The organism is Salipiger bermudensis (assembly GCF_019801965.1).
Classification (GTDB): domain Bacteria; phylum Pseudomonadota; class Alphaproteobacteria; order Rhodobacterales; family Rhodobacteraceae; genus Salipiger; species Salipiger bermudensis_A.
Genome location: NZ_JAHVIA010000001.1, coordinates 403,696 through 426,873, shown reverse-complemented (window position 1 = coordinate 426,873; position 23,178 = coordinate 403,696). Strand labels below are relative to the sequence as shown.

Sequence of the window (23,178 nt, the reverse complement as noted above, 5' to 3'; positions counted from 1 at the left end):
GGTCAAGCGGATGCGCGCCCTAGCGCAGGAACTTGCGGCGCGCGTCGCGAGCGATCTCGTAGCGCATCTGCAGATCTGCGATGCGGCCCATGTGGCGGCGCTTGTCGGCCTCGGTGGTCGCGGCCTGCCAGTCGGCACGGGCGGCGTCGAGCTGCGCCTTGAGGCGGATTTCCTCGGGCAGCGCACCGGCCTCGGCCATGATACGGTAGCCTGCCGCGTCACCGGCATCGATCAGCGCATCGCCCGGGCGATCGGGAAGGCGCTTGCCCTCTCCGGCAAGGCCCGAGAGGGTGCCCTCGGCTTCCGCCTTGCGGATTTGCGCTTCGGTGAGTCGGTGCCAGCTTGCCATGACCGCAGTCTGCGCGTCTCGGGGCGCTTCGGCCAGAGCTAGCGCACCAGCACCGGCGCCTTGCCGATCATCGTATCGTCTCCGGCGGCGCGAACGAGGAAATCGGCCACCGCGCGGCGGCTGACGAGCCCCATGCGCCATTCTTCCGGCTCGACCAGCACCTTGTAATGCCCGACGCCGCCATTGGTCAGGATCGTCGGGCGCACCAGCGTCCAGTCGAGCCCTGAGGCGCGGATCATCTCTTCCTGAATGTCCTTGTCGGCATAGGCGCGTCCCAGCAGCGCCTTGTGGGTCATCCGCTCGGTCCAGGACAGCGCCGAGCGCGAGTCGCCGGTGCCGATACCGGTCACCGCGATCAGGCGGCGGACACCGGCCTTCTGCATCGCCGGAAGCAGCGCCGCGGTGGCCTCGGAGAACAGCTTGGTTCGCGTCCAGATGATCGAGCCGTCACGCGGCAGGCCAAGCGTCATGGCGACCGCGTCGACCCCCTCGACCGCCTCGGCAAGGCAGGCGGGGTCAGTGGCGTCTCCGGGCACCGGCTCGAGCCCTGGCTGCAACTCCATCTCGCCGGCGCTGCGGGCCAGCGCCCGGACCATGTGGCCCTTCGCCAGCGCGGTTTCGACCGTCGCGGCGCCGATGCCGCGGCTGGCTCCGATCACGAGAAGTTTCATGCGCCGTGCTCCCTCCTGTTTGAGGGCCAACGCAGGTGCGCTTGACCCCGTTCCGGCAAAAGGCCACTTTCCGGCCCGAGCAGCCCCGGCCCCCTTCCGCACAGAAAGAGAACATGGCAACCACCCCAGCCCCCTTCGCCCCGTACGAATGGATGATCGCCTGGCGCTACCTGCGCGCCCGCCGCGCCGAGGGCGGGGTCAGCGTCATGACCTGGATCAGCCTCGTCGGCATCACGCTGGCGGTGTTCGCCCTGATCGCCACGCTGGCGGTGCGCTCGGGCTTCCGGGCGGAGTTCGTTGACACCATCCTCGGCTCCAACGCCCATGTCACGGTCTATGCCAGCCAGCGGCTCGACGAGTATGACCGCCCGGTGCGCACCTTTGACAATTACGCCGAGCGCGCCGAGCGCGTGGCCGAGGTCCCCGGTGTCATCCGCGTGGCGCCCCTCGTGAAGGGGCAGGTCATGGGGACGTCGAACGGCCGCAATGCCGGGGTCGAGGTGTTCGGCATCGCCGAGGACGATCTCAAGGGCATCCCGCGCATCGCCGATCCAGAGACCGGGCAGGGCGATATCGACGCCTTCGGGCAGGGCATCGCCATCGGTTCGGGCGTGGCGCGCGAGCTGGGCCTCAGCGTCGGCGACCAGCTCAAGCTGATCTCGCCCGATGGCGTGAAGACGGCCTTCGGCGTCAGCCCGCGGGTCAAGCTCTATGACGTGGTCTACATCTTCACCGCCGGGCGCTACGACATCGACCGCACGCGGGTCTACATGCCCTTCGAGGAGGCGCAGCTCTATTTCAACCGTGAGGGCGTGGCCGACGAGCTCGAGGTGATGATCGACGATCCCGAGCGGGTCGAGCGGCTAGCGCTGCCGGTGCTTCAGGCAGCGGGCGAGGGCGCGCTGATCTGGACGTGGCAGGATGCGTCGGGGGCCTTCCTGCGCGCGCTCGAGGTCGAGGACAACGTGATGTTCGTGATCCTCTCGGTGCTGGTGCTGATCGCCACGATGAACATCGTCTCGGGCCTCATCATGCTGGTCAAGAACAAGGGCCGCGACATCGGCATCCTGCGCACCATGGGGCTCACCGAGGGCGCGGTGCTGCGGGTGTTCTTCATCTGCGGCGCCTTCACCGGGGTGATCGGCACGCTGATGGGGGTGGTGCTGGGCTGCCTCTTCGCGATCTATATCGACCCGATCTTCTCCTTCGTGAACTACGTCGCTGGCGGCGGGGTCTGGGACCCGGCGGTGCGCGGCATCTACGCGCTGCCCGCCAAGCTGCAGATGGGCGACGTGCTCAGCGCGATGGCGCTGTCGCTCGGCCTGTCCTTCGTCGTCACGATCTTTCCCGCCCGCCGGGCGGCTCGCATGAACCCGGTGGAGGCCCTGCGCTATGAGTGATCCGGTCCTGCACCTTCAGGGTATCGAGAAGCGCTACAATGCCGGACATCCCAACGAGATCGCGGTGCTGCGCGGCGCCGACCTCGCGGTCGCGCGAGGCGAAGTGGTGGCGCTGGTGGCGCCCTCCGGCGCCGGCAAGTCGACGCTGCTGCACATCGCGGGCCTGCTCGACACCGCCGATCGTGGCGACGTCTCGATCGCCGGCGAGACGGTGACCGGCGCCTCGGACCGCCGCCGTACCATCCTGCGCCGGCAGGAGGTGGGCTTCGTCTACCAGTTCCACCACCTGCTGCCCGAGTTCACTGCGGCCGAGAACATCGTCCTGCCGCAGCTCGCCAACGGTGTCGCCAAGGCCGAGGCCGAGGCGCGGGCGCAGGAGCTTCTGGAGAGCGTGGGAATCGGCGAGCGCGCCGCGCACCGCCCCGCCGCCATGTCGGGCGGCGAGCAGCAGCGGGTGGCGTTCTGCCGGGCGATGGCCAACGGGCCGAAGCTGCTGCTGGCGGATGAGCCCACCGGCAACCTCGATCCCGCCACCTCGGACACGGTATTCGGCGCGCTGGTGCGGCTGGTGCGCGAGACCGGGCTCTCGGCACTGATCGCGACGCACAACCTCGAGCTCGCCGCCCGCATGGATCGCCGGGTGCGGCTCGAGGAGGGGCGGCTGGTCGAGGGCTGAGCCCCGCCGCTGGCCTAGCCGCGCTGGGCCAGCCAGACCCCGAGCCCCATCAGCACGATGCCGCCGGCGCGAGAGGCCGAGAGCGGCACTTCGCGGGCGCCGAACAGGCCGAAATGGTCGACGACGGCGGCGCTGACGAGCTGTCCGATCAGCACGAAGAAGATCGCCCGTCCGACACCGAAGCTCGGCGCGACATAGGTGATGCTCAGCACGTAGAAGGCCACGAAGAGCCCGGCGAGGAAAAGGTGCTTCGGCGCGCCCGTGGCGCGGGCCACCGGACGCGGATCGGTGACGAACATCACCACCGTCGCCGCCGACAGCGCCACGATGAACAGGATGAAGGCCGCCGCCGCGGGCGAGCCGATATAGCCCCCGAGCCGCGCGTTCAGCGCCGCGAGGACGGGGATGCCGATGCCGGCGGCGAGCATGGTGAGCGCGTGGATGGGCATGGGGTCTCCTTCGGGTGCGGACAGCGGTGTTGCGGCACCATGCGGCGGCGCGGCAGGGCTGTCATCCGGAAAAGGGCAGAGTCTTTGACTTGATCTGCCGGGCGTGTCAGGCGAGACAGAAGAAAAGGCAGAACAGGGAGGGCATCGGGCATGAAACGGGTGCTGATCGGAACATGGCTCGCGGCAGGGCTGGCAATCGCGGCCTGTACGCCCGAGGAGATGCCGCAGGCGGCCGACGGGCGCGGGATCTACATGGAGTATTGCTCGGTCTGCCACGGCCCCGATGGCAAGGGCGACGGCGAGATGGCCCGCGCCATGACCGTGGCGCCGAAGAACCTCACGCTGATCGCGCTGCGTCACGGTGATGAATTCCCCCGCGCCAAGGTGCTGTCGATGATCGACGGCTACGCGCGCTCGGATCTCGACGGGCCGGCGATGCCGGAATTCGGCGAACTGCTCAAGGGCGATCTGGTGCCGCTCGACACCGGCGACGGGGTGCTGACGCCGACGCCGCGCAAGATGGTGGCGCTGCTGGAATATCTCGAATCGATCCAGGCGACGCGCTGAACCTCGCCGGGTCCGGGTACGGTTTCGCGAAGGGCCCGGCTTCGAGGAGAGGCCGGGGTCGCGTGGGTTGATGTTCGGGGGGAAGCTGGTTGAGGGGCGGAGCCGGTCGAGCCTCGGGTCCGGTTGCGGGCCTCAGCCCGCCGAGACCGACTTGCGCACCATGTCCCAGTAGATATCGGCGACCTCTTCGATGGAGAGCCGCCCGCCAGCGCGATACCAGGTGTTGACCCCGGTCAGCATGGCGATGAGCGCGTAGGAGGCCAGCCTTGTGTCGGGCACCGAGAAGGCGTCGGCCGCCTGTCCGTCGCGCAGGATGGCTTCCAGCGCGCCCTCGTAGACCTTGCGCTGCGCCTCGATCACCGCGAAATTCTCCGGCGCGAGATTGCGCAGCTCCATGTAGGAGATGAAGATCGCCTCGGGCCGGTCGAGATTGAAGCGGATGTGGAAGCGCACGAAGGCCTCGAGCCGGTCGCGCGGGCCGTCGGGGCGGGGCTCTGCCTCCCAGGTCGCCAAGAGCTCGTCCATATGGCCCTTGAGCAGCGAGAACAGCAGCGCCTGCTTGTCGGGGGTGTAATTGTAGAGCGCCCCCACCTGCACCCCGACCTCGCGGGCGATCTGGCGCATCGACACGGCGGCATAGCCGTGCTGGGCGAACAGCCGCAGCGCGGTCTCGCGGACCTTGGGGCCTGTGATGTCGGAATGCGATCCTTGTGTGCGCGCCATGCTGCCCAGATTAACTGAACATGCGTTCAGAACAAGGTCTCGTGCTTGCCCCGCGCGCGTTGGTGCGGCAAGAGGGTGACAGACCAGACGGATCCGCCATGCGCCTCTCGCCTCTCCTGCTTTTGCTGCCGCTTGCCCTGACGGGGTGCGCCAGCTTTCCCGACCTCGACGCCGCGCGCACGCCGGGTGTCGAGCGGGCGCCGTTTCCGGCGCTGTTGCCGCTCGACGATCTGACCCGCGCACCGCTGACGCGCGCCACGCCGGAGCTGCGCGAGGGCATCGAGGACCGTGCCGAGGGGCTCAGGGCCCGCGCCGCGCGACTGCAGGGGCCCGTGGTCTCGGAGGGCGACAGGGCGCGGATGGATGGCGGCGTCGCTCTGGACGACTAGGCGGCCATGACCGGTGCGCCGCCCCTCCACGCCTGTGGCCTCTACGAGGATGGCACCTGCGACGTGGTCGGCAATCCTGCGCTGCTGTTCCCCTGGTGGAGCGTCACCAAGACCGCCATCGTGATCTGCGCGCTGCGATTGGCGGAGCGCGGGGCGCTGGAGCTCGACGCGCCGCTGCCCGGTGAGCCCTTTACCCTGCATCAGCTTCTGACCCACCGCGCAGGTTTGCCGGATTACGGCAGCCTGCCGGCCTATCACGCGGCGGTGCGCGGGGATGAGGAACCTTGGCCGCGCGACGTGTTGCTTGAGGCGGCGCTGGCGCAGGGGCGGCCCTTCCCGCCAGGGCAGGGTTGGCGCTATTCCAATGTCGGCTACCTCTTGGCGCGGGAGCGGATCGAGGCGGTGGCCGGGCAGGGGCTCGGGGTTCTGGTGCGGGAGCACATCGCGGGGCCGCTCGGGCTCGGGAGTGTGGAATTGGCGGAAACGCGGGCGCAGTTTGCCCGGACCGCGTGGCCCGCAGCACGGCGCTATCATCCGGGCTGGGTCTATCACGGCTGCCTGATCGGCACCGCGCGCGACGCGGCTGCGATGATGCAGGGGCTCTTTGCGGGGCGGCTCCTGGGCCCCAAGAGCCTTGTGCGGATGCGAGAGACGCTGCGGCTGGGCGGGGGCCTGCCGGGGCGTCCCTGGACCGAGCACGGCTACGCGATGGGGCTGATGAGCGGGGCGGTCGGGACGGCGGGGCGCGCCATCGGGCATTCCGGCGCCGGGCCGTTCTGTGTCAACGCGGTCTACCACTTCCCCGATCTGCCCCGCCCGGTGACCTTCGCCACCTTTACCAAGGGTCATGACGAGGGCGTGGCCGAGCGCGAGGCGGTGCGGCTGGCGGTCTCCGGTTGAGCTCCGAGCCCCGTTGCGCAGCGCTTTCGCCGCAGCGCGGGCCGAATCCCGTAAGCGCGCCGTTGCACCGGCGCGGGCTTGGCGATAATGCGGGCCGAACACCTGCGACAGCGTCAACAGCAAGAAGGAGCGCTCCCATGTCTGACCCCCTCCGTCTCGGAATCGCGGGCCTGGGCACCGTGGGTGCCGGCGTGGTCAAGATTGTCCGCCAGAAATCCGTTCTGCTGGAAGCGCGCACCGGTCGCGGCATTGCCATCTCGGCGGTCTCGGCCCGCAACCGCGAGAAGGATCGCGGCGTGCCGCTGGGCGATTACGGCTGGGAAGACGATCCGGTGACCCTCGCCACGCGCGACGATGTCGATGTCTTCGTCGAGCTTGTCGGCGGCTCGGATGGCCCCGCCAAGGCGGCGGTCGAGGCGGCGCTGAAGGCCGGCAAGGACGTGGTCACCGCCAACAAGGCACTCTTGGCCCATCACGGGCAGGCGCTGGCGCAGCTGGCCGAGGACAATGGCTGCGTGCTGCGCTTCGAGGCGGCGGTCGCAGGCGGCATCCCGGTCATCAAGGCGCTGACCGAGGGGCTTGCCGCCAACGACATCACCCGGGTGATGGGCGTGATGAACGGCACCTGCAACTACATCCTGACGCGCATGGAAAGCGGCGGGCTGAGCTATGCCGAGGCCTTCGCCGAAGCCGACGGTCTGGGCTACCTCGAGGCCGATCCGGAGCTCGACGTGGGCGGCATCGACGCCGGCCACAAGCTGTCGCTGCTGTCGGCCATCGCCTATGGCACGCAGGTCTCCTTCGACGCGGTGGAGCTGGAGGGCATCGGTCGGGTCAGCATCGACGACATCCGGCAGGCCTCGGACATGGGCTACAAGATCAAGCTGTTGGGCGTGTGCCGGATGACCGGGCGCGGGCTCGAACAGTCGATGTCGCCCTGCCTGGTGCCGGCGTCTTCGCCGCTGGGCCAGCTCGACGGCGGCACCAACATGGTGGTGATCGAGGGCGACCAGGTCGGCCAGATCGTGATGCGCGGCGCCGGCGCGGGCGAGGGCCCGACGGCGAGCGCGGTGATGGGCGACGTGGTCGACATCGCGCGCGGCACGCGTCTGACGACCTTCGGCGCGCCGGCGAGCAAGCTGGTGAAGGCGACGCCCGCCAAGGCCGCGACGCCGGCGCCGTATTACCTGCGCATGAACCTCGCCGACAAGCCGGGCGCGCTGGCCAAGGTGGCCTCGGCGCTGGGCGAGGCCGGGGTCTCGATCCACCGGATGCGCCAGTACGATCATATCGACAACGCTGCGCCGGTGCTGATCGTGACCCACAAGACCACCCGCGCGGCGCTGGATGCGGCGCTGGACGCGATCCCCGCCACCGGCGTGGTGCAGGGCGACCCGGTGGCGCTGCGCATCGAAGAGGTCTGAGGCGGATCTCGCGGTGCGCCCCTGGCGGGGCGCGCAGGTCTTGCATCGCCCCGCCTTAGCGGGCCGATGCGGTGAGGGGACGCTGCCCCCCTGTCGCACCAAAGGTGCGCCCTGAGCAGGAAAGAGGGGGCGCTGCCCCCTGTCGCACCGCAGGTGCGCCCTGAGAAGGAAAGGGGGGGCGCTGCCCCCTCTTGGCCCGTTGGGCCAATTCACCCCCGAGGTATTTTGAAACCAGAGAAGGGGCGGGCGCTTTCCGGGGTCAGGGGCGCTCGATGGCGATGGCGGTGCCTTCGCCGCCGCCGATGCAGATCGCGGCGATGCCGCGCTTGAGGCCGCGGCGTTCGAGGGCGTTCAGCAGCGTGACGATGATGCGGGCACCGCTGGCGCCGATCGGGTGACCGAGCGCGCAGGCGCCGCCATGAACGTTGACGATGTCGCGCGGCAGGCCCATCTCCTTCATGAAGGCCATCGGCACCACCGCGAAGGCCTCGTTCACCTCCCAGAGATCGACATCGGTCTTCTTCCAGCCGAGCCGGTCGAGCAGCTTCTGCGCCGCCGGGATCGGGGCGGTGGGGAAGAGGCTTGGCGCCTGCGCGTGGCTGGCATGGCCGAGGATGCGGGCGCGGGGCGTGGCACCGGCGGCCTCGGCTCCGGCGGAGGTGGTCAGGACGAGGGCGGCGGCGCCATCGGAGATCGACGAGGAATTGGCCGCGGTCACCGTGCCGTCCTTGCGGAAGGCGGGCTTGAGCTGCGGGATCTTCTCCGGCCGGGCGCGGCCGGGCTGTTCGTCGCGGGTGATGATCTCCTCGCCGGTGCGGGCATGAACGCTGACCGGGGTGATCTCGGCTTCGAAGGCGCCGGAGCGCTCGGCGTCGAGCGCGTTGTCGAGCGAGGCGATGGCATACTGGTCCTGGGCCTCGCGGGTGAACTGGAACGCCTCGGCGCAATCCTCGGCAAAGGTGCCCATCAGGCGGCCCTTGTCATAGGCATCCTCGAGCCCGTCGAGGAACATGTGGTCGATCACCTGGCCGTGGCCGATGCGGGCTCCGCCGCGCATCTTGGGCAGCAGGTAGGGGGCGTTGGTCATGCTCTCCATGCCACCGGCAATCATCGTGGTGGCGTGGCCGAGGGCGATCTGGTCATAGGCGAACATCGCCGCCTTCATTCCCGAGCCGCACATCTTGTTGAGCGTGGTGGCGGGAACACCCTCACCGAGCCCGGCATGGAACCCCGCCTGGCGCGCCGGCGCCTGGCCCTGGCCGGCGGGCAGGACGCAGCCCATCAGAAGCTCGTCGATCTCGGGGCTGCCGGCCTCGGCGCGCGCCGCACGGATCGCGGCCCCACCGAGATCGGCCGCGCCGAGATCCGAAAACATGCCTTGAAACCCGCCCATCGCGCTGCGCGCGGCGCCTGTGATCACAACATCCGTCATGCGTAGTCCTCCCTCTCTCCCGCACATCCTTACCGAATGGTAAGGAATGCCGTCTAGCCTTGGCGGCGAAAACCGTAGCGGGGCCGGGAAGATGCAGCTCACCGTCGTGCAGATCAGCGCAGGTTCAGGGCAAAACGGCGCCGGGCAAGAGGGCGCCGGCGACAGCAGCGATGCGCGAAGTGGTGCCGTGCAGGAGGCTTCGGACAGGGGGTCTCCGGATAGATCTGCTGCGTCGGATGGGCTGCCGCCAGCGGCTTTGGGACCGGAGCAGCCGGGGCTTTCGGCTGCGCAGCGGCCCGTGGATGCGGATGGCGCCGCAGGGGCGGACCTTCCCGGCGCGGTGCAGGTGATCCGGGTGGAGGAGGATCGCATCGATTCGGTCGTCGCCATCCAGTTCAAGGACGCGGTGCGCGCCTTAATCGATCCGCGGGTGAGCCGGGTGATCCTGGATCTCGAGCGGGTCGCCTTCATCGATTCGAGCGGGCTCGGGGCGATCATCGCCGCGATGAAGGGCCTGGATCCCGGCCAGCAGCTCGAGCTCGCGGCGCTAAGCCCGGTGGTCGACAAGGTGTTCCGGATGACCCGGATGGACACGATCTTCACGATCCACGAAGCGGTGCCGTCCGCCCGCGCCGCTTTTCACCCCTGAGCGGATCGGCCGGGGCGCGCTGCGATGGAACCCACGCAGGACAGGACGCCGCCCCTCATCCTGGATGTCTGGATCCGTGCCGAGCCGGCCGAGGTGCGCGAGGGCCTGTCCCGCTCCAGGCGGGCCTTGGCGCGGATCGGTTTCGATCCGGAGCGTGGCGAGGAGGCTGAGCTGATGCTCGCCGAGGCGCTGAACAACGTCGTCGAACACGCCTATGACGGCCGGGAGGATGGCCGCATCCACCTGCAGATCCAGGCGGATGCCGGGCTTGCGCTGTTCCGGATCTGCGATTTTGGCTGCGAGATGCCGGGCGGCCACGCGCCATCCGGGCGAATCGCAAGCGCGCCGGAGCGCGCGGCGCTGGCGGAGGGCGGCTACGGCTGGCATCTGATCCGACGGCTTGCCGATACTGTGTGCTATCGCCGCTGTGGCAGCTCCAATTGCCTCGAGCTGCGGCTTCGTGGCGCGAGCCGGCAAGATGCCGAAGATTGAAACCGCCCTTCACGAAACCGCCCTGATCCGATCTCATTGGCGCCCAGAAACCCCGCGATACAGAAAGGGTAGCTGCTTAGAGCTTCCCTCGGCGTCGCGCCGTTTCAGCCCCCACCCAGTGCGCGGCGCCGAGGTCTTTCCCCCGAACTTCATCAGTAACTTGCCCCCGGTCGTGCTCGCGCCCGGCGGCGGCTGAGCGATCGCTCGGCCGAGATGCAGCGCCGCATCGCGCGCCGGCCAGCGTATGGCGGGCCGGGCCACTGCAATTCCATCATCGGATCATATTTCCGCCCGAATGAAGGGCGACAACGGCAGGGTAGCTGCTAAAGGCTTCCCTCGGCGTCGCGCCGTTTCAGCCCCCACCCAGTGCGTGGCGCCGAGGTACTTCCCCCAATTCGCAATGTTTTAAGCGCTTTGCCGAACGCTTGCGCTTTGGCGCAGCGGTCGGCAACGGCGCGCGGGTTGGGACGCGCGCGACAGTCACGCAAACACGCATAGCGCGAATTTTCCCATTTGCTGCCGCAATTCGGCCCTCTCGCCGGGCAAACTCTCGGATAATGAGATTTTTTGACTTGGAGCACACGTGATGTTCGGCCCGATTTCCGCCCTCGAATCCTATATTTTCAACGCATTCCGCCTGAACGGTCGGGCCACGCGCTCGGAATATCTCTGGCCGGCCCTGATCTACACGCTGCTCTTCATCCTCGCGGCGGTGATCGACGGCATGACGGTCGCGCGGGCGACGCAGCAGGGCGGCGTGCCGCCGTTCAATCCGCTCGCCTACTGGACCGTTCCGCTCTTCCTGCTCTGCGCGATCCCGAATTTCACCATCGCGATCCGCCGCCTGCACGACAGCGGAAAGTCCGGCGCCTGGCTGCTGGTCACCTTCGTGCCAATGGTTGGCGGGATCATCTTCATCATCCTGATGCTGTTGCCCTCGCAGGATCGCGAGAACGCCTGGGGCCAGCCGCGCGACATCTCCCGCGAAACCGGCGCAAAGCGCTCCCTCGACCAGAAGACCAGCGCGCTCGATTCCTACGCGCTGCTGCTGCAGACCGACGCCCAGCCCTCGCCGGAGGAGGTCGCCCGCCGCAAGCAGGAAGTGCATGAGTATTTCGTCCGCAATGTCTCGCGCCGCGCCGCGTCCTGATCCGGGCCGGAACGCAGAAGGGCGGCCCCGAGGCCGCCCTTGTCAGACACGGATCTCCGACATGGATCGGGTGATCAGTAGCTGAACTGCGAATAGATCCGGCTGAGATCGCCGTTCCAATCGCCATTGTAATGCTCGAGAAGCTCGTCTGCCGGCACCTTGCCGGTCTCGACGCTCTCCTTCAGCGCATTCAGGAAATGCGTCTCGTCGGGCAGCATGCCGCCGGCGCCGGTGCAGGCGCGCGCCTTGAGCCCGGCCTCGGCGATCTCCAGCGTGCGGGCCGCGAGATCGTGCATCCGGATGCCCTCGACCTCCGCCGCGAGCGCATCGTCGGCGGCGGCAACGCGCAGCGCCTGCCGCGTCGGCGCATCCCAGCCCTTCACCAGATCCCAGGCCGCATCCAGCGCGCCGGCATCGTAGGTCAGCCCGACCCAGAAGGCGGGCAGGGCGCAAAGCCGGCGCCACGGGCCACCATCTGCGCCGCGCATCTCGATGAATTTCTTCAGCCGCGCCTCGGGGAAGATCGTCGTGAGGTGATCGGCCCAGTCCGATAGCGTCGGCACCTCGCCGGGCAGCGCCGGCAGTTGTCCTTTCATGAAATCGCGGAACGACATGCCGAGCGCGTCGATATATTTGCCGTCGCGGTAGACGAAATACATCGGCACATCGAGCGCGTAATCGACATAGCGATCGAAGCCGAACCCGTCCTCGAAAACGAAGGGCAGCATGCCGGTGCGGTCGGCATCGAGGTGCCGCCAGACCCAGGAGCGGTAGCTCTTCATGCCGTTGGGCTTGCCCTCGAAGAACGGCGAGTTGGCAAACAGCGCGGTGGCGACCGGCTGCAGCGCCAGCGCCACGCGCATCTTCTTGACCATGTCGGCCTCGGAGCCGAAATCGAGATTCACCTGCACGGTGCAGGTCCTGCGCATCATGGTGGTGCCGCTGGTGCCGACGCGATGCATGTAGGCATCCATCAGCTTGTAGCGCCCCTTGGGCATCAGCGGCACGTCGTCATGCATCCATTCCGGCGCGGCGCCGAGCCCGATGAAGCCGACACCGATCTCGTCGGCGATGCTCTTCACTTCGCGCAGGTGCTCGTTCACCTCGTCGCAGGTCTGGTGGATGGTCTCGAGCGGGGCGCCCGACAGCTCCAGCGCGCCGCCCGGCTCGAGCGAGACATTGGCGCCGTCCTTGGTCAGCCCGATGAGCTTGCCGCCCTCCTCGACCGGGTCCCAGCCATAGCGGTCGCGCAGCCCTTCCAGCACGGCGCGGATCGAGCGCGGCCCGTCATAGGGCAAGGGCGCGTGGGTGTCGGTCAGGTAACCGAATTTCTCGTGTTCGGTACCGATACGCCAGTCGCTCTCGGGCTTGCAGCCGGCCTCGAGATATTCCGCGAGCTGTGCGTGGCTCTCGATCGGGCCGCCGCCGGATTGGGGGATGGACATGAGGGCGCTCCGAATTGTCTGGCCGTATCGCTTTGAAGGTCAGGCATGGGCGGTCTGCCCAAGCTTGTCAATGCAGACGGAGGTGTGTGGATTTGCACGATGCCTTCCGCCAGATCTCCACCGGGCGCGTGCCGTCGCGGCGCATTTCCGCCAGCATCCGCTCGGTCTGCAGGCCCGGCAGGGTGGCAAAGGCATCGAAAAGCGCGTCGGCGCCCTCGGCGTTGAGCGGAATGGCGAGCGGCTCCTGACCGGGCTGGTGCAGCATCCAGTGCGGCGGCTTGCCGGTCGGATCGAGGCTCAGCGCGCTCAGCGCATCGAGGTCCGCGACGCCACCCGACAATGGGCCGAAATAGGTGATGCGACCCTCCAGCACGTGCACGATGCCGGGCCCGCCGCTGCCGATGCGGAAGCGCCCGCGCTGGATGCCGGCGATGATCAGGAGGGCCCCGGCGATGGCGACCGCGTAGCCGATCCAGTGCAGCAGCCCGCCGCCGGTGAAAAAGCCCCAGTAGAGACCCAGCGCCAGCACGCCGAGCCCCACCAGCGCCTCGCGCCATTGTGACAGCGCCGCCTTCGCTTCGGGCCGGATCACGCCCAGTCCCCGCTCTGCGCCTGCCACAGGGTCAGCGCCGCCACCGCCGCCGTGTCGGCGCGCAGGATGCGCGGCCCAAGGGCGATCACGCGGGTCTGCTCCATGCGGCCCAGCCGCGCGCGCTCGGCATCCGAAAAGCCTCCCTCCGGGCCGATCAGAACGGCGGCAGGGGCGAGGACGCCCGCAAGGGCGGAGGAGCGGCTGCCCGCCTCCGCCTCGTCGCAGAACAGCAGCCCTCGCTGCTCCGGCCATTCGGAAAGAAGCCGGTCCAGCCGCGTCAGCTCGGCCACCTCGGGCACGTAGAGCGCGCCGCATTGTTCCGCTGCCTCGAGCGCGTGGGCCTGCAACCGGTCCTGCCGGATGCGCTCGGAATTGGTGAACTGCGTCTGCACCGGCAGGATACGCCGCACGCCCAGCTCCACCGCCTTCTCGACGATGAAATCGGTGCGCGCCTTCTTGATCGGCGCGAACAGCAGCCACAGGTCCGGCGGCATCACCTGCGCCCGGGTCTGCGCGGCGCAGACCGCTTCTCCGGCCTTCTTGCCGGCCTGCGCGATCTCGGCCCGCCACTCGCCATCCCGGCCGTTGAACAGAAGAATCTCTCCGCCCGTGGCCATGCGCATCACGGAAAAAAGATAGTGAGCCTGCTCCCGTGTCAGCGGGACAGGTTGTCCCGCGCCCAGCGGGTGCTCTACAAACAGGCGAACCTTCGCAGTCATGAGGCGCACCATATGAGCCAACCGGAACCAACGCCAGAGGCAGACGGACAGGTCTCCGACGCCGTGCGCGGCAACTGGGTGGATCACTACGCCCCGGCCTGGACAAGGCCCTACCTGCGGCTGTCGCGCGCCGACCGCCCCATCGGCACATGGCTGCTGCTACTGCCTTGCTGGTGGGGGCTTCTGCTGTCGATGGTGCATGACGGGCAGGCCTCGCTCTTCGACCTCTGGATCTTCGTCGGCTGCGCCATCGGCGCCTTCCTGATGCGCGGCGCCGGCTGCACCTGGAACGACATCACCGACCGCAAGATCGACGGCTCGGTGGCACGCACCGCCTCGCGCCCGATTCCCTCGGGCCAGGTCAGCACCAAACAGGCGCTGGGCTGGGCAGTGCTGCAGTCGCTGGTGGCCTTCGCCATCCTCGTGACCTTCCCGCCGATGGCCATCGCGCTCGGCGTGCTGTCGCTGGCGCCGGTGGCGATCTACCCCTTCGCCAAGCGTTTCACCTGGTGGCCGCAGGTCTTTCTCGGCATCGCCTTCAACTGGGGCGCGCTGCTGGCTTGGACCGCGCATTCCGGACGCCTCGAGCTGCCCGCGGTGCTGCTTTACCTCTCGGGCATGGCCTGGACGCTGTTCTACGACACCATCTACGCCCACCAAGACAAGGAAGACGACGCGCTGATCGGGGTGAAATCCACCGCCCGGCTCTTCGGTGATGCCGCCACGCCGAAATGGCTGGCGGGCTTCCTGGTGGTCACCGTCTCGCTCATGGGGCTCGCCATCGTCGCGGCGGTGCCGCGCGGCGAGATCCTGCAGCTGGTGATCCTGATCGGCGGGCCCTGGGCGATGGGCTGGCACATGCTCTGGCAGATGCGCCGGCTCGAGGTCAACGACCACGACCGCCTGCTCATGCTGTTCCGCTCCAACCGCGACGCGGGCCTTGTGCCTGTGCTGTTTTTCGCCGTCGCCCTGCTGGCTTGATTGCACGCTCGAAGGGCGGGGCGTATCACCCTGCCAAGAGCAAGAACAAAAGGAAGGAAGGCCGATGCGCCTGTCCAGGATTGCCATCCCCGCCGCTGCGCTGCTGATCGCGGCCGTGCTCTGCGTGATCACCGCCGTCTTCGCGCTGCACCTTGTCGAAGACAGCTCGCGGAATGGCGTGGAAGAGGCGCTCGACACCGCCGAGCTCGACTGGGCCGATGTCGATGTGAACGGGCTTCAGGTCTTCCTGATCGGCGAGGCGCCGGACGAAGCGGCGCGCTTTCAGGCGGTGACGGCGGCGGGCACAGTGGTGGATTCGGCCCGGGTCATCGACCAGATGCTGATCGCCGAGGCCGAGGACATCCGCCCGCCCGACTTCTCGGTCGAGATCCTGCGCAACGACGATGGCATCTCGGTGATTGGCCTGATCCCGGCCAGCACCGACCGCGAGGACATGCTGTCGCGCTTCGAGGACATTGCCGGCCGCAACGGCGAGGTGGCCGACCTGCTTGAAGTAGCCGACTTCCCGGCGCCGTCGGGCTGGGAGCCCGCCCTGAGCTACGCCCTGCGCAACCTCGGCGACCTGCCGCGCTCCAAGGTCTCGGTCTCGGCCGACGGGGTCGCGATCAAGGCGATGACCGAGAGCGAAACCGACCGGCGCCGCCTGCTCTCCAACCTCGAGCGCCGCGCTCCCGAGGGGCTCGAGCTGGCGCTCGATCTCTCGGCGCCGCGCCCGGTGATCACGCCGTTCACCCTGCGTTTCCTGATCGACGAGGAGGGCGGCGCCCGGTTCGATGCCTGCTCGGCCGATACCGAGGCCAGCCGCGACGCCATTCTCGCCGCCGCGCGCAGTGTCGGCGCGTCCGAGGACGAGACCTGTCGGCTCGGGCTCGGGGTGCCGAGCCGCCGCTGGTCGGAGGCCGCGATCCAGGCGATCTCGGCGATCAAGGAGCTGGGCGGCGGCTCGGTCACCTTCTCCAACGCCGACATCGCGCTGCTGGCGCTCGAAGGCACCGACCAGGCGCTCTTCGACCGCGTCGTGGGCGAGCTCGAGACCGGCTTGCCGGAGGTCTTCGCGCTGAAGGCCGTGCTGCCCGAGACGCCCGACGCCAAGGACGAGGGCCCGCGCGAGTTCACCGCGACGCTGAGCCCCGAGGGCTCGGTGCAGCTGCGCGGCCGGGTGCGCTCGGAGATCGCCCGCCAGACCGCCGACAGTCTCGCCCGCGCGCTCTTCACCTCGGCCTCGGTCTACACCGCCGCCCGCATCGACGAGACCCTGCCTGCGACCTGGTCGCCCCGCGTGTTGGCCGGGCTCGAGGCTCTGAGCGGCTTGTCGAACGGGGTGGTCCGCGTCACCGCGGACCGGGTCAGCCTGTCGGGCAACACCGGCAACCCGGATGCCGAGGACGAGATCTCGGGCCTGCTGGCCGACAAGCTCGGCGAGACCGGCGAGTTCGAGATCAGCGTCACCTACCAGGAAAAGCTCGATCCGACGCTCGGCATCCCGACGCCGGAGGAATGCGAGGCGCAGATCGTCGAGATCATCGGCGACCGCAAGATCAACTTCGAGCCCGGCTCGGCCAATCTCGACGCCTCGGCCAAGGACGTGATGGATGACATCGCCGAGCTCCTGAAGCTCTGCGGCGACATCCCGCTAGAGATCCAGGGCCACACCGACAGCCAGGGCCGCGAATCGATGAACGAGCAGCTCAGCCAGGATCGCGCCCAAGCGGTGCTCGACGCGCTGCGCAATCGCCGCGTGCTGACCGCATCCTACCGGGTCAAGGGCTATGGCGAGACCCAGCCGATCGCCGACAACGGTACCGAGGAAGGCCGCGAGGCCAACCGCCGCATCGCCTTCCGCCTGATCCGCCCGGAACCGGTCGAAGAGGAAAAGACTGCGCTGGAAGAGCTTGAAGAAGAGGCCGGGGAAGGCGATACGGAAGCCCCAGAGGCGGAACAAGGGACGGGTGAATGAACAGGGCCGAATTCGTGATCGCCACGGCGATCATTCTCTTCGTGGCCTTCTGCATGGGCTGGTTCGCCAACTGGCTCGTGCACCGGTTCAAGCGGGTGAGCCAGTCGGATGTCGACCAGCTCGAGCGCATGAGCCAGGAGCTGCACGAGGCCGAGGAGACCCGCGACCAGGCCATCACCTACCTGCAGCAGCGTGAGGCCGAGCTGACCAACCAGCTCGCCCAGACCGAGGCAGAACTCTCGGCGGCCATGGAAGGCCTGCGCGAGGCGCGCCACGAGGCCGAGGAGATGCGCGGCTGGATCGAGCGCAACAAGGGCGGTGCCGCCTGACTTCCTGATCGCCGCCGGTCTCTGATCGCCGCCGGTCTCTGATCGGGCCGCTGGCGCGGCGCAGGTTGAGCCACGCCCCGCCTGCGGCGGGACGTGGCGGCGGGCGCTGCTGGGGCTGGTGCGGCTTTTGCCTTGGGCTTGCTCCGATGGCGCCGGGGCGGTTTTGAGTATTTGGGACGTAGAGAAGATCTGGGCATTGGTGCGCTTGCCCTGGGCTGCGTGGGCGGGTGGGTTTCCATTTTCGGCGCGGGCTCGTAAGAGGCTTGGGAAAGGAAGGTGTCCGATGTCCCATGTCACGCTTGTGCGCCACGGCCAGGCCAACACCACCGCGCGCGACGAGATCTCCTATGACAGGCTGAGCGATCTCGGGCGGCAGCAGGCGCGCTGGCTCGGCGAGCACATGCGCGGCACCGGCGAGCGCTTCGCCCGCGCCTATAGCGGCACCCTCACCCGCCATCGCGAGACCGCCGAGGAGATGGCGCTGGGGCTCGAGGTGTTGGCCGATGCACGGCTCAACGAGCTTGAGTATTTCACCATGGCACAGCTTTGCGCCGCTCAGCATGGTGTGGCGGTGCCCGAGAGCCGGGAGGCGTTCATCCTGCACCTGCCTCGGCTCTTCACCATCTGGCGCGAGGGCGGCCTCGAGGGCGCGCCGGAGAGCTTCGAGAGCTTCGAGACTCGCGTCGGCGAGGCGCTGCACGAGATCGCCGGCGGCGAGGGGCGCGCGGTGGTGGTGACCTCCGGTGGCCTCATCGGCATGGCGATGCGGGTGACCATGGGGCTCGGGATGGGGGCGCTGGCGCATGCCTGCCTCGCCATCGAGAACAGCTCGGTGCACCGCTTCCAGCCGCTGGCCACCGGGCTCGCGCTGACCCAGTTCAACGCCGTGCCGCATCTCGAGGCGCCGGGCCGGGCCTACGCGCGCACCCATCTCTGAGCTGCGCCTTTCACTCCGGGGTGCGCTGGGATAGTTTGCGCGCAAACGGACGGAGCAGACACATGACACATCTCTGGGTGCGCGCCGAACAGCGCCCGAACGAGGAACGGGTGGGCATCACCCCCGAGGGCGTGGCGGCGCTGATCGCGCAAGGGATGCGCGTCACCGTCGAGGACAGCGCCACGCGGATCATCCCGACGCAGGCCTATCGCGAGGCCGGGGCCGAGATCGCGCCCGAGGGCGGCTGGCCGGAAGCACCCGCCGACGCGCTGGTCTTCGGGCTCAAGGAGCTGCCCGAGGATGGCACGCCGCTGAGACATCGCCACATCATGTTCGGCCATGCCTACAAGGGCCAGCCGTCGGGGCAGGTGCTGCTGCAGCGCTTTGCCGCCGGCGGCGGGACGCTCTACGATCTCGAGTATCTCGTCGAGCCCGACGGCCGGCGCGTCGCCGCCTTCGGCTACTGGGCCGGCTACGCCGGGGCCGCCGTCTCGCTCTATGCCTGGGCGGCGCAGCAGGGCGGGGAGCTTTGTGCGCCGGTCTCGACCTGGGGCGATGCCGAGGCGATGGAGGCGGAGCTGCTGGCGGCGCTCGACGCGACCGGCGCGGCGCGGCCGAATGCCATCGTCATCGGCGCGCTCGGCCGGGTCGGCACCGGGGCGAGCGATCTGTGCGAGAAGATGGGCGTCTCGGTCACCCGCTGGGACATGGCCGAGACCGCGAGCGGCGGGCCGTTTCCGGAGGTGCTCGACCACGCGCTCTTCCTCAACTGCATCCTCGCGCGCCCGGGCACGCCGGTCTTCGTGCCGGCCTCGGCGCCGACCGACCCCCGCAAGCTCGCGGTGATCGGCGATATCGCCTGCGATCCCGACAGTGATTTCTCGCCCGTGAAGGTCTATGACCGGGCGACCAGCTGGGCGGCCCCGGTGCTGCGCGTCCACGACGCGCCGGCGCTCGACGTCATGGCGATCGACAACCTTCCCTCGCTGCTGCCGCTGGAAAGCAGCCACGACTTCGCCGGGCAGCTGCTGCCCTGGCTGAAGCAGCTGGACGCGCTCGACGCGGGCGTCTGGGGCCGGGCGGAAGATTTCTTCAACACTCACAAACCGGAGGCATGAGCATGATTCACTGGTGTGGAACGGGGCTCTCGGCGGTCCCAGGGCTGCGACGCCTGATCGAGAACGGCCACGATGTCATGGTGTGGAACCGCACCGAGACCAAGGCGCGCGAAGCGGTGGGCGACCTGACCAACCGCATCCTTGCCTTCGCCCCCGAGGCGGTGGAAGCGGCGGTTCAGCCGGGCGATGTGGTGGTCTCGATGCTGCCCGCCGACTGGCACGTGCCGCTGGCCAAGATCGCCATCGCCAAGGGCGCGCATTTCGTCTCGTCGAGCTATATCTCGCCGGAGATGCGGGCGCTCGAGGACGAAGCCAAGGCCGCCGGCGTGGCGCTGGTCAACGAGGTCGGGCTCGATCCGGGGATCGACCACCTGATGGCGCATGACCTGGTGCGGGCCTACCGCGAGTCCGATGCCTTCGATCCCGACAACGCGCTGAGCTTCCTGAGCTATTGCGGCGGGGTCCCGAAGAATGCCAACGCCTTTCGCTACAAATTCTCCTGGGCGCCGGTCGGCGTGCTGAAGGCGCTGCGCTCGCCGTCGCGCTCGATCCGGCAATTCTCGGAGCTTAATGTGTCGCGGCCCTGGGATGCGCTCGGACGCTACGACGCGCCGCTCGATCCGCCCGAGACCTTCGAGGTCTATCCCAACCGCGACTCGATCCCCTTCATGGAAGAGTACGGCTTCGAGGACGGCTGGAAGGTGAAGGATTTCGTGCGCGGCACGCTGCGCCTGAACGGCTGGGCCGATGCGTGGAAGGATATCTTCGCGACGGTCGAGACGGCGGATGACGCCGAGCTGGCCAAGCTTGCCGACGACCTGCTCAAGGAGAACGCCTACGAGGAGGGCGAGCCCGACCGCGTGGTGCTCTGCGTCTCGCTCAAGGCCGAGAAGGACGGCGAGCCCGTCTGGCACAAGACCTGGGTGATGGACGCCTGGGGCGACGAGCGCGGGCTTGCGATGGGCCGTCTGGTCTCGGTGCCGGTGTCGCTGGCCATCGAGGCGGTGCTCAACCGCGAGATCGCGCCGGGTGTCTCGGCGGCGCCCTCGGATCCGAAGCTGGTGAATCGCTGGCTCGACGAGGTGCAGGTGCTGGCGCAGCGGCTGATGCGGGTCGATCTGGTCTGATCGCCTGAGCATGACATTGAGAGGGCCGGGGCGCTGGGAAGCGCTCCGGCCTCTTTCGTTGCGCGGGGGAGGGGGCTGCCCGGCGGGCAAAAGAAAAGCGGACCCGAAGGCCCGCTTTCCGAAGCGTTTCGCGTGAGAGCCCTGGCTCAGCCGCCCCAGACGTAGACGGCGCAGAACAGGAACAGCCAGACCACGTCGACGAAGTGCCAGTACCAGGCGGCGGCCTCGAAGCCGATATGCTTGGTCGGGGTGAAATCACCCTTCATCAGGCGCAGCAGGCAGACGAACAGGAAGATCGTGCCGATGATCACGTGCGCGCCGTGGAAGCCGGTCGCCATGAAGAAGTTGGCGCCGTAGATGTTGCCCGAGAAGCCGAAGGCGGCGTGGCTGTACTCGTAGGCCTGGAAGATGGAGAAGATCACACCCAGAACGATGGCGATGATCAGGCCCCACTTCATGTCCTGGCGGTTGTTCTCGTGCACCAGCGCGTGGTGCGCCCAGGTCGCGGCGCAGCCCGAGCAGAGCAGGATCATGGTGTTGATCAGCGGCAGGTGCCAGGGATCGAAGGTCTCGATGCCGGCGGGCGGCCAGACGCCATCGACGGCCGGCGAGAGCGGGCCCATCGGGTACATGGCGTGTTTGAAGAACGACCAGAACCAGGCAAAGAAGAACATCACCTCGGACATGATGAAGAGGATGAAGCCGTATTTCAGGCCGATCTGCACCACCGGGGTGTGGTCGCCCACGCGGCTCTCCGCGATCACGTCGGACCACCAGCCGAACATCACGTAGAGCACGCCGACGAAGCCCGCGAGGAAGATCCAGGGGCCGCTGCCGTGCATCCAGAGCACCGCGCCGAACAGCATGACGAAGGCCGCAATGGAGGCCACGAAGGGCCATACGGAGGGGTTCAGAATGTGGTAGTCGTGGTTCTTAGCGTGCGCCATCTCGTTTCCCTCGTTGGATCGGCGTTCAGTTCACGGAGTTTGCATCCGCGTTCTTGGTATCGAGCGCGGCCTGCACGTCTTCCGGCAGGTCGATCTCGTAGAAAGTATAGCTGAGCGTGATGTGGTTGATGTGCTTGGCATCGGGATCGTCGACGATCTCGGGGTCGACGAAGAAGTTCACCGGCATCTGCACCCGCTCGCCGGGCATCAGCACCTGCTCGGTGAAGCAGAAACACTCGATCTTGTTGAAATATCCGCCCGCCTCGTAGGGGTAGACATTGTAGGACGCCTGACCGGCGATCGGCTTGTCGGTCGGGTTGTAGGCCTCGTAGAAGGCCAGACCGTCCTCGCCGATCTTCATCGTCATCTCGGTCTGGACCGGCTTGAATTCCCACGGGAAGCCGCGCGCCTTGGAGCCGTCGAAGCGGATCTTGATCTCGCGATCGAGCACCGTGCCGGTGGTGGCCTCGGCCACGTTGGTGGTGCCGCCGAAGCCGGTGACTCGGCAGAACCAGTTGTAGAACGGCACCGAGGCCCAGGCCATGGCGCCCATGAAGACCACCACGCCGACCAACTGCAGCAGCGTCTTGTTCTTGCCGTCAGCCGCCATTCTGCACCTCCCTGTCGCCCTGCAGCGCGCCGGAGATGTCGCCGCCGGTGACCTTGACCATTGTCATGCCGAACACGATGACGATGAACGCCACCAGCAGCAGGCCAACGCCCACGTTGCGGCCGAAGCGGCGCTTGTGCAGGTCATGCTGCTTGGAAATGCTCATGCCCATCCTCCCAGGCCGAACCGTGCGAGGCCGGCCTCGAGCAGGATGGCACCGAAATGTGCGAAGAGATAGAGCAGGGAAAGCTTGAAGAAGGCTTTCTCGGTCTTGAAGTTATCCGCCTCGGAGGCGTCCTCGTCGCGGCGGAAGATCTCCCAAGCGCCCTTGAGGAACAGCCCGTTCAGCACCACCGCCACGGCGAGGTAGACCGGGCCGCCGATCGAGGTGAAGCCGGTGCCGATGGCCAGCGCGGCGAGCAGCACGGTGTAGACGAGGATGTGCACGCGGGTCGAACGGCGACCGTGGGTCACGGTCAGCATCGGCACGCCGGCATCGTCGTAATCGGAGCGCATGAACAGGGCCAGCGCCCAGAAGTGCGGCGGGGTCCACATGAAGGTCAGGCAGAACATCAGCACCGCCTCGATGCCGACCGATCCGGTCGCTGCGGCCCAGCCGATCATCGGGGGGAAGGCCCCGGCGGCGCCGCCGATGACGATGTTCTGCGGCGTCGAGCGCTTCAGCCACATGGTGTAGATCACCACGTAGAAGAAGATCGTGAAGGCGAGGAGGGCACCGGCGAGCCAGTTGGTCGCCAGCCCGAGAAAGACGCAGGAGAAGGCCGAGAGCGCGAGGCCGAGCGCCAGCGCCTCGCCGGGTTCGACCCGGCCGGCGGGGATCGGGCGCTTCGAGGTGCGCTTCATCACCATGTCGATATCGGCATCCCACCACATGTTCAGCGCGCCCGAGGCGCCGCCGCCCACGGCGATGAACAGGATGGCACAGAAGCCGATGAACGGATGCACCGGCACCGGTGCCGCCAGCAGACCGACCAGGGCCGTGAACACCACAAGCGTCATCACCCGGGGCTTCAGCAGGGCGAAATAATCGCCGAACTGCGCCTCGCCGGGCTGCGTGGTCTTGAGGGGGCTGTTGGTGCTGAGATCGGTCATCTGGGTCTTGT

At 68.2% G+C, this 23,178-nt stretch carries 27 protein-coding genes; 15 read left to right on the top strand and 12 right to left on the bottom strand.

Annotated features, from left to right (window positions below; translation table 11 throughout):
• Positions 1 to 19 precede the first annotated feature (19 nt).
• Both KUV62_RS02100 and KUV62_RS02095 read right to left on the bottom strand, forming a co-directional pair.
• Complete coding sequence (locus KUV62_RS02100) at positions 20 to 349, bottom strand: DUF1992 domain-containing protein (protein ID WP_222602019.1); 330 nt, start codon at positions 347 to 349, stop codon at positions 20 to 22.
• Between the two features lie 38 nt (positions 350 to 387).
• Positions 388 to 1,020 carry an NAD(P)-dependent oxidoreductase gene (locus KUV62_RS02095; RefSeq protein WP_222602018.1) on the bottom strand — a complete coding sequence of 211 codons (633 nt, stop codon included), beginning with the start codon at positions 1,018 to 1,020 and terminating at the stop codon, positions 388 to 390.
• Between the two features lie 113 nt (positions 1,021 to 1,133).
• Here KUV62_RS02095 and KUV62_RS02090 point away from each other — a divergent pair, with 113 nt between their 5' ends.
• Both KUV62_RS02090 and KUV62_RS02085 read left to right on the top strand, forming a co-directional pair.
• Positions 1,134 to 2,420 carry a lipoprotein-releasing ABC transporter permease subunit gene (locus KUV62_RS02090; protein WP_222602017.1) on the top strand — a complete coding sequence of 429 codons (1,287 nt, stop codon included), beginning with the start codon at positions 1,134 to 1,136 and terminating at the stop codon, positions 2,418 to 2,420.
• Complete coding sequence (locus tag KUV62_RS02085) at positions 2,413 to 3,096, top strand: ABC transporter ATP-binding protein (protein ID WP_222602016.1); 684 nt, start codon at positions 2,413 to 2,415, stop codon at positions 3,094 to 3,096. The genes KUV62_RS02090 and KUV62_RS02085 overlap by 8 nt, the downstream gene beginning before the upstream one ends.
• A 14-nt stretch (positions 3,097 to 3,110) precedes the next feature.
• Here the strand turns inward: KUV62_RS02085 and KUV62_RS02080 are convergent, their stop codons facing one another.
• On the bottom strand, positions 3,111 to 3,545 hold the full coding sequence (locus KUV62_RS02080; RefSeq protein WP_222602015.1) for a DMT family transporter: 435 nt from the start codon (positions 3,543 to 3,545) through the stop codon (positions 3,111 to 3,113).
• Positions 3,546 to 3,695: 150 nt separating this feature from the next.
• On the opposite strand from KUV62_RS02080, the gene KUV62_RS02075 reads away from it, so the two are divergent.
• Positions 3,696 to 4,112, top strand: a complete 417-nt coding sequence (locus tag KUV62_RS02075; protein WP_222602014.1) for a c-type cytochrome — start codon at positions 3,696 to 3,698, stop codon at positions 4,110 to 4,112.
• A gap of 132 nt (positions 4,113 to 4,244) precedes the next feature.
• On the opposite strand, the gene KUV62_RS02070 is transcribed toward KUV62_RS02075, so the two are convergent.
• On the bottom strand, positions 4,245 to 4,835 hold the full coding sequence (locus KUV62_RS02070) for a TetR/AcrR family transcriptional regulator (protein ID WP_222602013.1): 591 nt from the start codon (positions 4,833 to 4,835) through the stop codon (positions 4,245 to 4,247).
• Positions 4,836 to 4,933: 98 nt separating this feature from the next.
• Between KUV62_RS02070 and KUV62_RS02065 the strand changes: the two genes are divergently transcribed.
• The 3 genes from KUV62_RS02065 (at position 4,934) to KUV62_RS02055 (ending at position 7,548) form a co-directional block, all read left to right on the top strand.
• Positions 4,934 to 5,224: a hypothetical protein gene (locus KUV62_RS02065; protein ID WP_222602012.1), complete on the top strand. Its 291-nt coding sequence runs from the start codon at positions 4,934 to 4,936 to the stop codon at positions 5,222 to 5,224.
• Positions 5,225 to 5,230: 6 nt separating this feature from the next.
• Positions 5,231 to 6,124, top strand: coding sequence for a serine hydrolase domain-containing protein (locus KUV62_RS02060; protein ID WP_222602011.1), 894 nt, complete (start codon positions 5,231 to 5,233; stop codon positions 6,122 to 6,124).
• A gap of 137 nt (positions 6,125 to 6,261) precedes the next feature.
• Positions 6,262 to 7,548: a homoserine dehydrogenase gene (locus KUV62_RS02055; RefSeq protein ID WP_222602010.1), complete on the top strand. Its 1,287-nt coding sequence runs from the start codon at positions 6,262 to 6,264 to the stop codon at positions 7,546 to 7,548.
• A 259-nt stretch (positions 7,549 to 7,807) separates the two neighbouring features.
• Here KUV62_RS02055 and KUV62_RS02050 read toward each other — a convergent pair whose 3' ends face one another.
• Positions 7,808 to 8,980: an acetyl-CoA C-acyltransferase gene (locus KUV62_RS02050; RefSeq protein WP_222602009.1), complete on the bottom strand. Its 1,173-nt coding sequence runs from the start codon at positions 8,978 to 8,980 to the stop codon at positions 7,808 to 7,810.
• 298 nt (positions 8,981 to 9,278) lie between these two features.
• Here KUV62_RS02050 and KUV62_RS02045 point away from each other — a divergent pair, with 298 nt between their 5' ends.
• The 3 genes from KUV62_RS02045 (at position 9,279) to KUV62_RS02035 (ending at position 11,271) form a co-directional block, all read left to right on the top strand.
• Positions 9,279 to 9,629: an STAS domain-containing protein gene (locus tag KUV62_RS02045; protein WP_410000832.1), complete on the top strand. Its 351-nt coding sequence runs from the start codon at positions 9,279 to 9,281 to the stop codon at positions 9,627 to 9,629.
• Between the two features lie 24 nt (positions 9,630 to 9,653).
• Positions 9,654 to 10,121: an ATP-binding protein gene (locus KUV62_RS02040; RefSeq protein WP_222602007.1), complete on the top strand. Its 468-nt coding sequence runs from the start codon at positions 9,654 to 9,656 to the stop codon at positions 10,119 to 10,121.
• A gap of 586 nt (positions 10,122 to 10,707) precedes the next feature.
• Positions 10,708 to 11,271: a DUF805 domain-containing protein gene (locus KUV62_RS02035; RefSeq protein WP_222602006.1), complete on the top strand. Its 564-nt coding sequence runs from the start codon at positions 10,708 to 10,710 to the stop codon at positions 11,269 to 11,271.
• Positions 11,272 to 11,345: 74 nt separating this feature from the next.
• Here the strand turns inward: KUV62_RS02035 and KUV62_RS02030 are convergent, their stop codons facing one another.
• The 3 genes from KUV62_RS02030 to KUV62_RS02020 all read right to left on the bottom strand — a co-directional run bounded on the left by KUV62_RS02030 (position 11,346) and on the right by KUV62_RS02020 (position 14,027).
• Positions 11,346 to 12,716, bottom strand: a complete 1,371-nt coding sequence (locus tag KUV62_RS02030; RefSeq protein ID WP_222602005.1) for a glutamate--cysteine ligase — start codon at positions 12,714 to 12,716, stop codon at positions 11,346 to 11,348.
• Positions 12,717 to 12,783: 67 nt separating this feature from the next.
• On the bottom strand, positions 12,784 to 13,308 hold the full coding sequence (locus tag KUV62_RS02025) for a hypothetical protein (protein ID WP_222602004.1): 525 nt from the start codon (positions 13,306 to 13,308) through the stop codon (positions 12,784 to 12,786).
• Positions 13,305 to 14,027: a 16S rRNA (uracil(1498)-N(3))-methyltransferase gene (locus KUV62_RS02020; protein WP_222602003.1), complete on the bottom strand. Its 723-nt coding sequence runs from the start codon at positions 14,025 to 14,027 to the stop codon at positions 13,305 to 13,307. Before KUV62_RS02020 ends, KUV62_RS02025 begins: the two co-directional genes overlap by 4 nt.
• A 12-nt stretch (positions 14,028 to 14,039) precedes the next feature.
• Here KUV62_RS02020 and ubiA point away from each other — a divergent pair, with 12 nt between their 5' ends.
• The 6 genes from ubiA to KUV62_RS01990 all read left to right on the top strand — a co-directional run bounded on the left by ubiA (position 14,040) and on the right by KUV62_RS01990 (position 20,497).
• The gene (gene ubiA, locus KUV62_RS02015; RefSeq protein ID WP_222602002.1) at positions 14,040 to 15,008 is read left to right on the top strand and encodes a 4-hydroxybenzoate octaprenyltransferase; all 969 of its coding nucleotides are present in this window, start codon (positions 14,040 to 14,042) and stop codon (positions 15,006 to 15,008) included.
• A gap of 64 nt (positions 15,009 to 15,072) precedes the next feature.
• Positions 15,073 to 16,986: an OmpA family protein gene (locus KUV62_RS02010; protein ID WP_222602001.1), complete on the top strand. Its 1,914-nt coding sequence runs from the start codon at positions 15,073 to 15,075 to the stop codon at positions 16,984 to 16,986.
• A complete protein-coding gene (locus tag KUV62_RS02005; RefSeq protein WP_007797390.1) occupies positions 16,983 to 17,315 on the top strand; it encodes a hypothetical protein in 333 nt (110 codons plus the stop codon). The genes KUV62_RS02010 and KUV62_RS02005 overlap by 4 nt, the downstream gene beginning before the upstream one ends.
• Positions 17,316 to 17,598: 283 nt before the next feature.
• The gene (locus tag KUV62_RS02000; protein ID WP_222602000.1) at positions 17,599 to 18,252 is read left to right on the top strand and encodes a histidine phosphatase family protein; all 654 of its coding nucleotides are present in this window, start codon (positions 17,599 to 17,601) and stop codon (positions 18,250 to 18,252) included.
• A 62-nt stretch (positions 18,253 to 18,314) separates the two neighbouring features.
• Positions 18,315 to 19,370, top strand: coding sequence for a saccharopine dehydrogenase (locus KUV62_RS01995; protein WP_222601999.1), 1,056 nt, complete (start codon positions 18,315 to 18,317; stop codon positions 19,368 to 19,370).
• Positions 19,367 to 20,497 (top strand): saccharopine dehydrogenase family protein, encoded by a 1,131-nt coding sequence (locus KUV62_RS01990; protein WP_222601998.1) that lies wholly within the window; start codon positions 19,367 to 19,369, stop codon positions 20,495 to 20,497. The genes KUV62_RS01995 and KUV62_RS01990 overlap by 4 nt, the downstream gene beginning before the upstream one ends.
• Positions 20,498 to 20,643: 146 nt before the next feature.
• Here the strand turns inward: KUV62_RS01990 and KUV62_RS01985 are convergent, their stop codons facing one another.
• From KUV62_RS01985 to cyoE, 4 genes are read right to left on the bottom strand one after another with little or no spacing between them, the layout of a single operon-like run.
• Entirely contained in the window at positions 20,644 to 21,444 is an 801-nt protein-coding gene (locus tag KUV62_RS01985; protein WP_222601997.1) for a cytochrome c oxidase subunit 3, read from the bottom strand.
• 25 nt (positions 21,445 to 21,469) lie between these two features.
• Positions 21,470 to 22,054, bottom strand: coding sequence for a cytochrome c oxidase assembly protein (locus KUV62_RS01980; protein WP_222601996.1), 585 nt, complete (start codon positions 22,052 to 22,054; stop codon positions 21,470 to 21,472).
• Complete coding sequence (locus tag KUV62_RS01975) at positions 22,044 to 22,220, bottom strand: hypothetical protein (protein WP_222601995.1); 177 nt, start codon at positions 22,218 to 22,220, stop codon at positions 22,044 to 22,046. Before KUV62_RS01975 ends, KUV62_RS01980 begins: the two co-directional genes overlap by 11 nt.
• Complete coding sequence (gene cyoE / locus KUV62_RS01970; RefSeq protein WP_222601994.1) at positions 22,217 to 23,167, bottom strand: heme o synthase; 951 nt, start codon at positions 23,165 to 23,167, stop codon at positions 22,217 to 22,219. The genes KUV62_RS01975 and cyoE overlap by 4 nt, the downstream gene beginning before the upstream one ends.
• Positions 23,168 to 23,178: the final 11 nt, after the last annotated feature.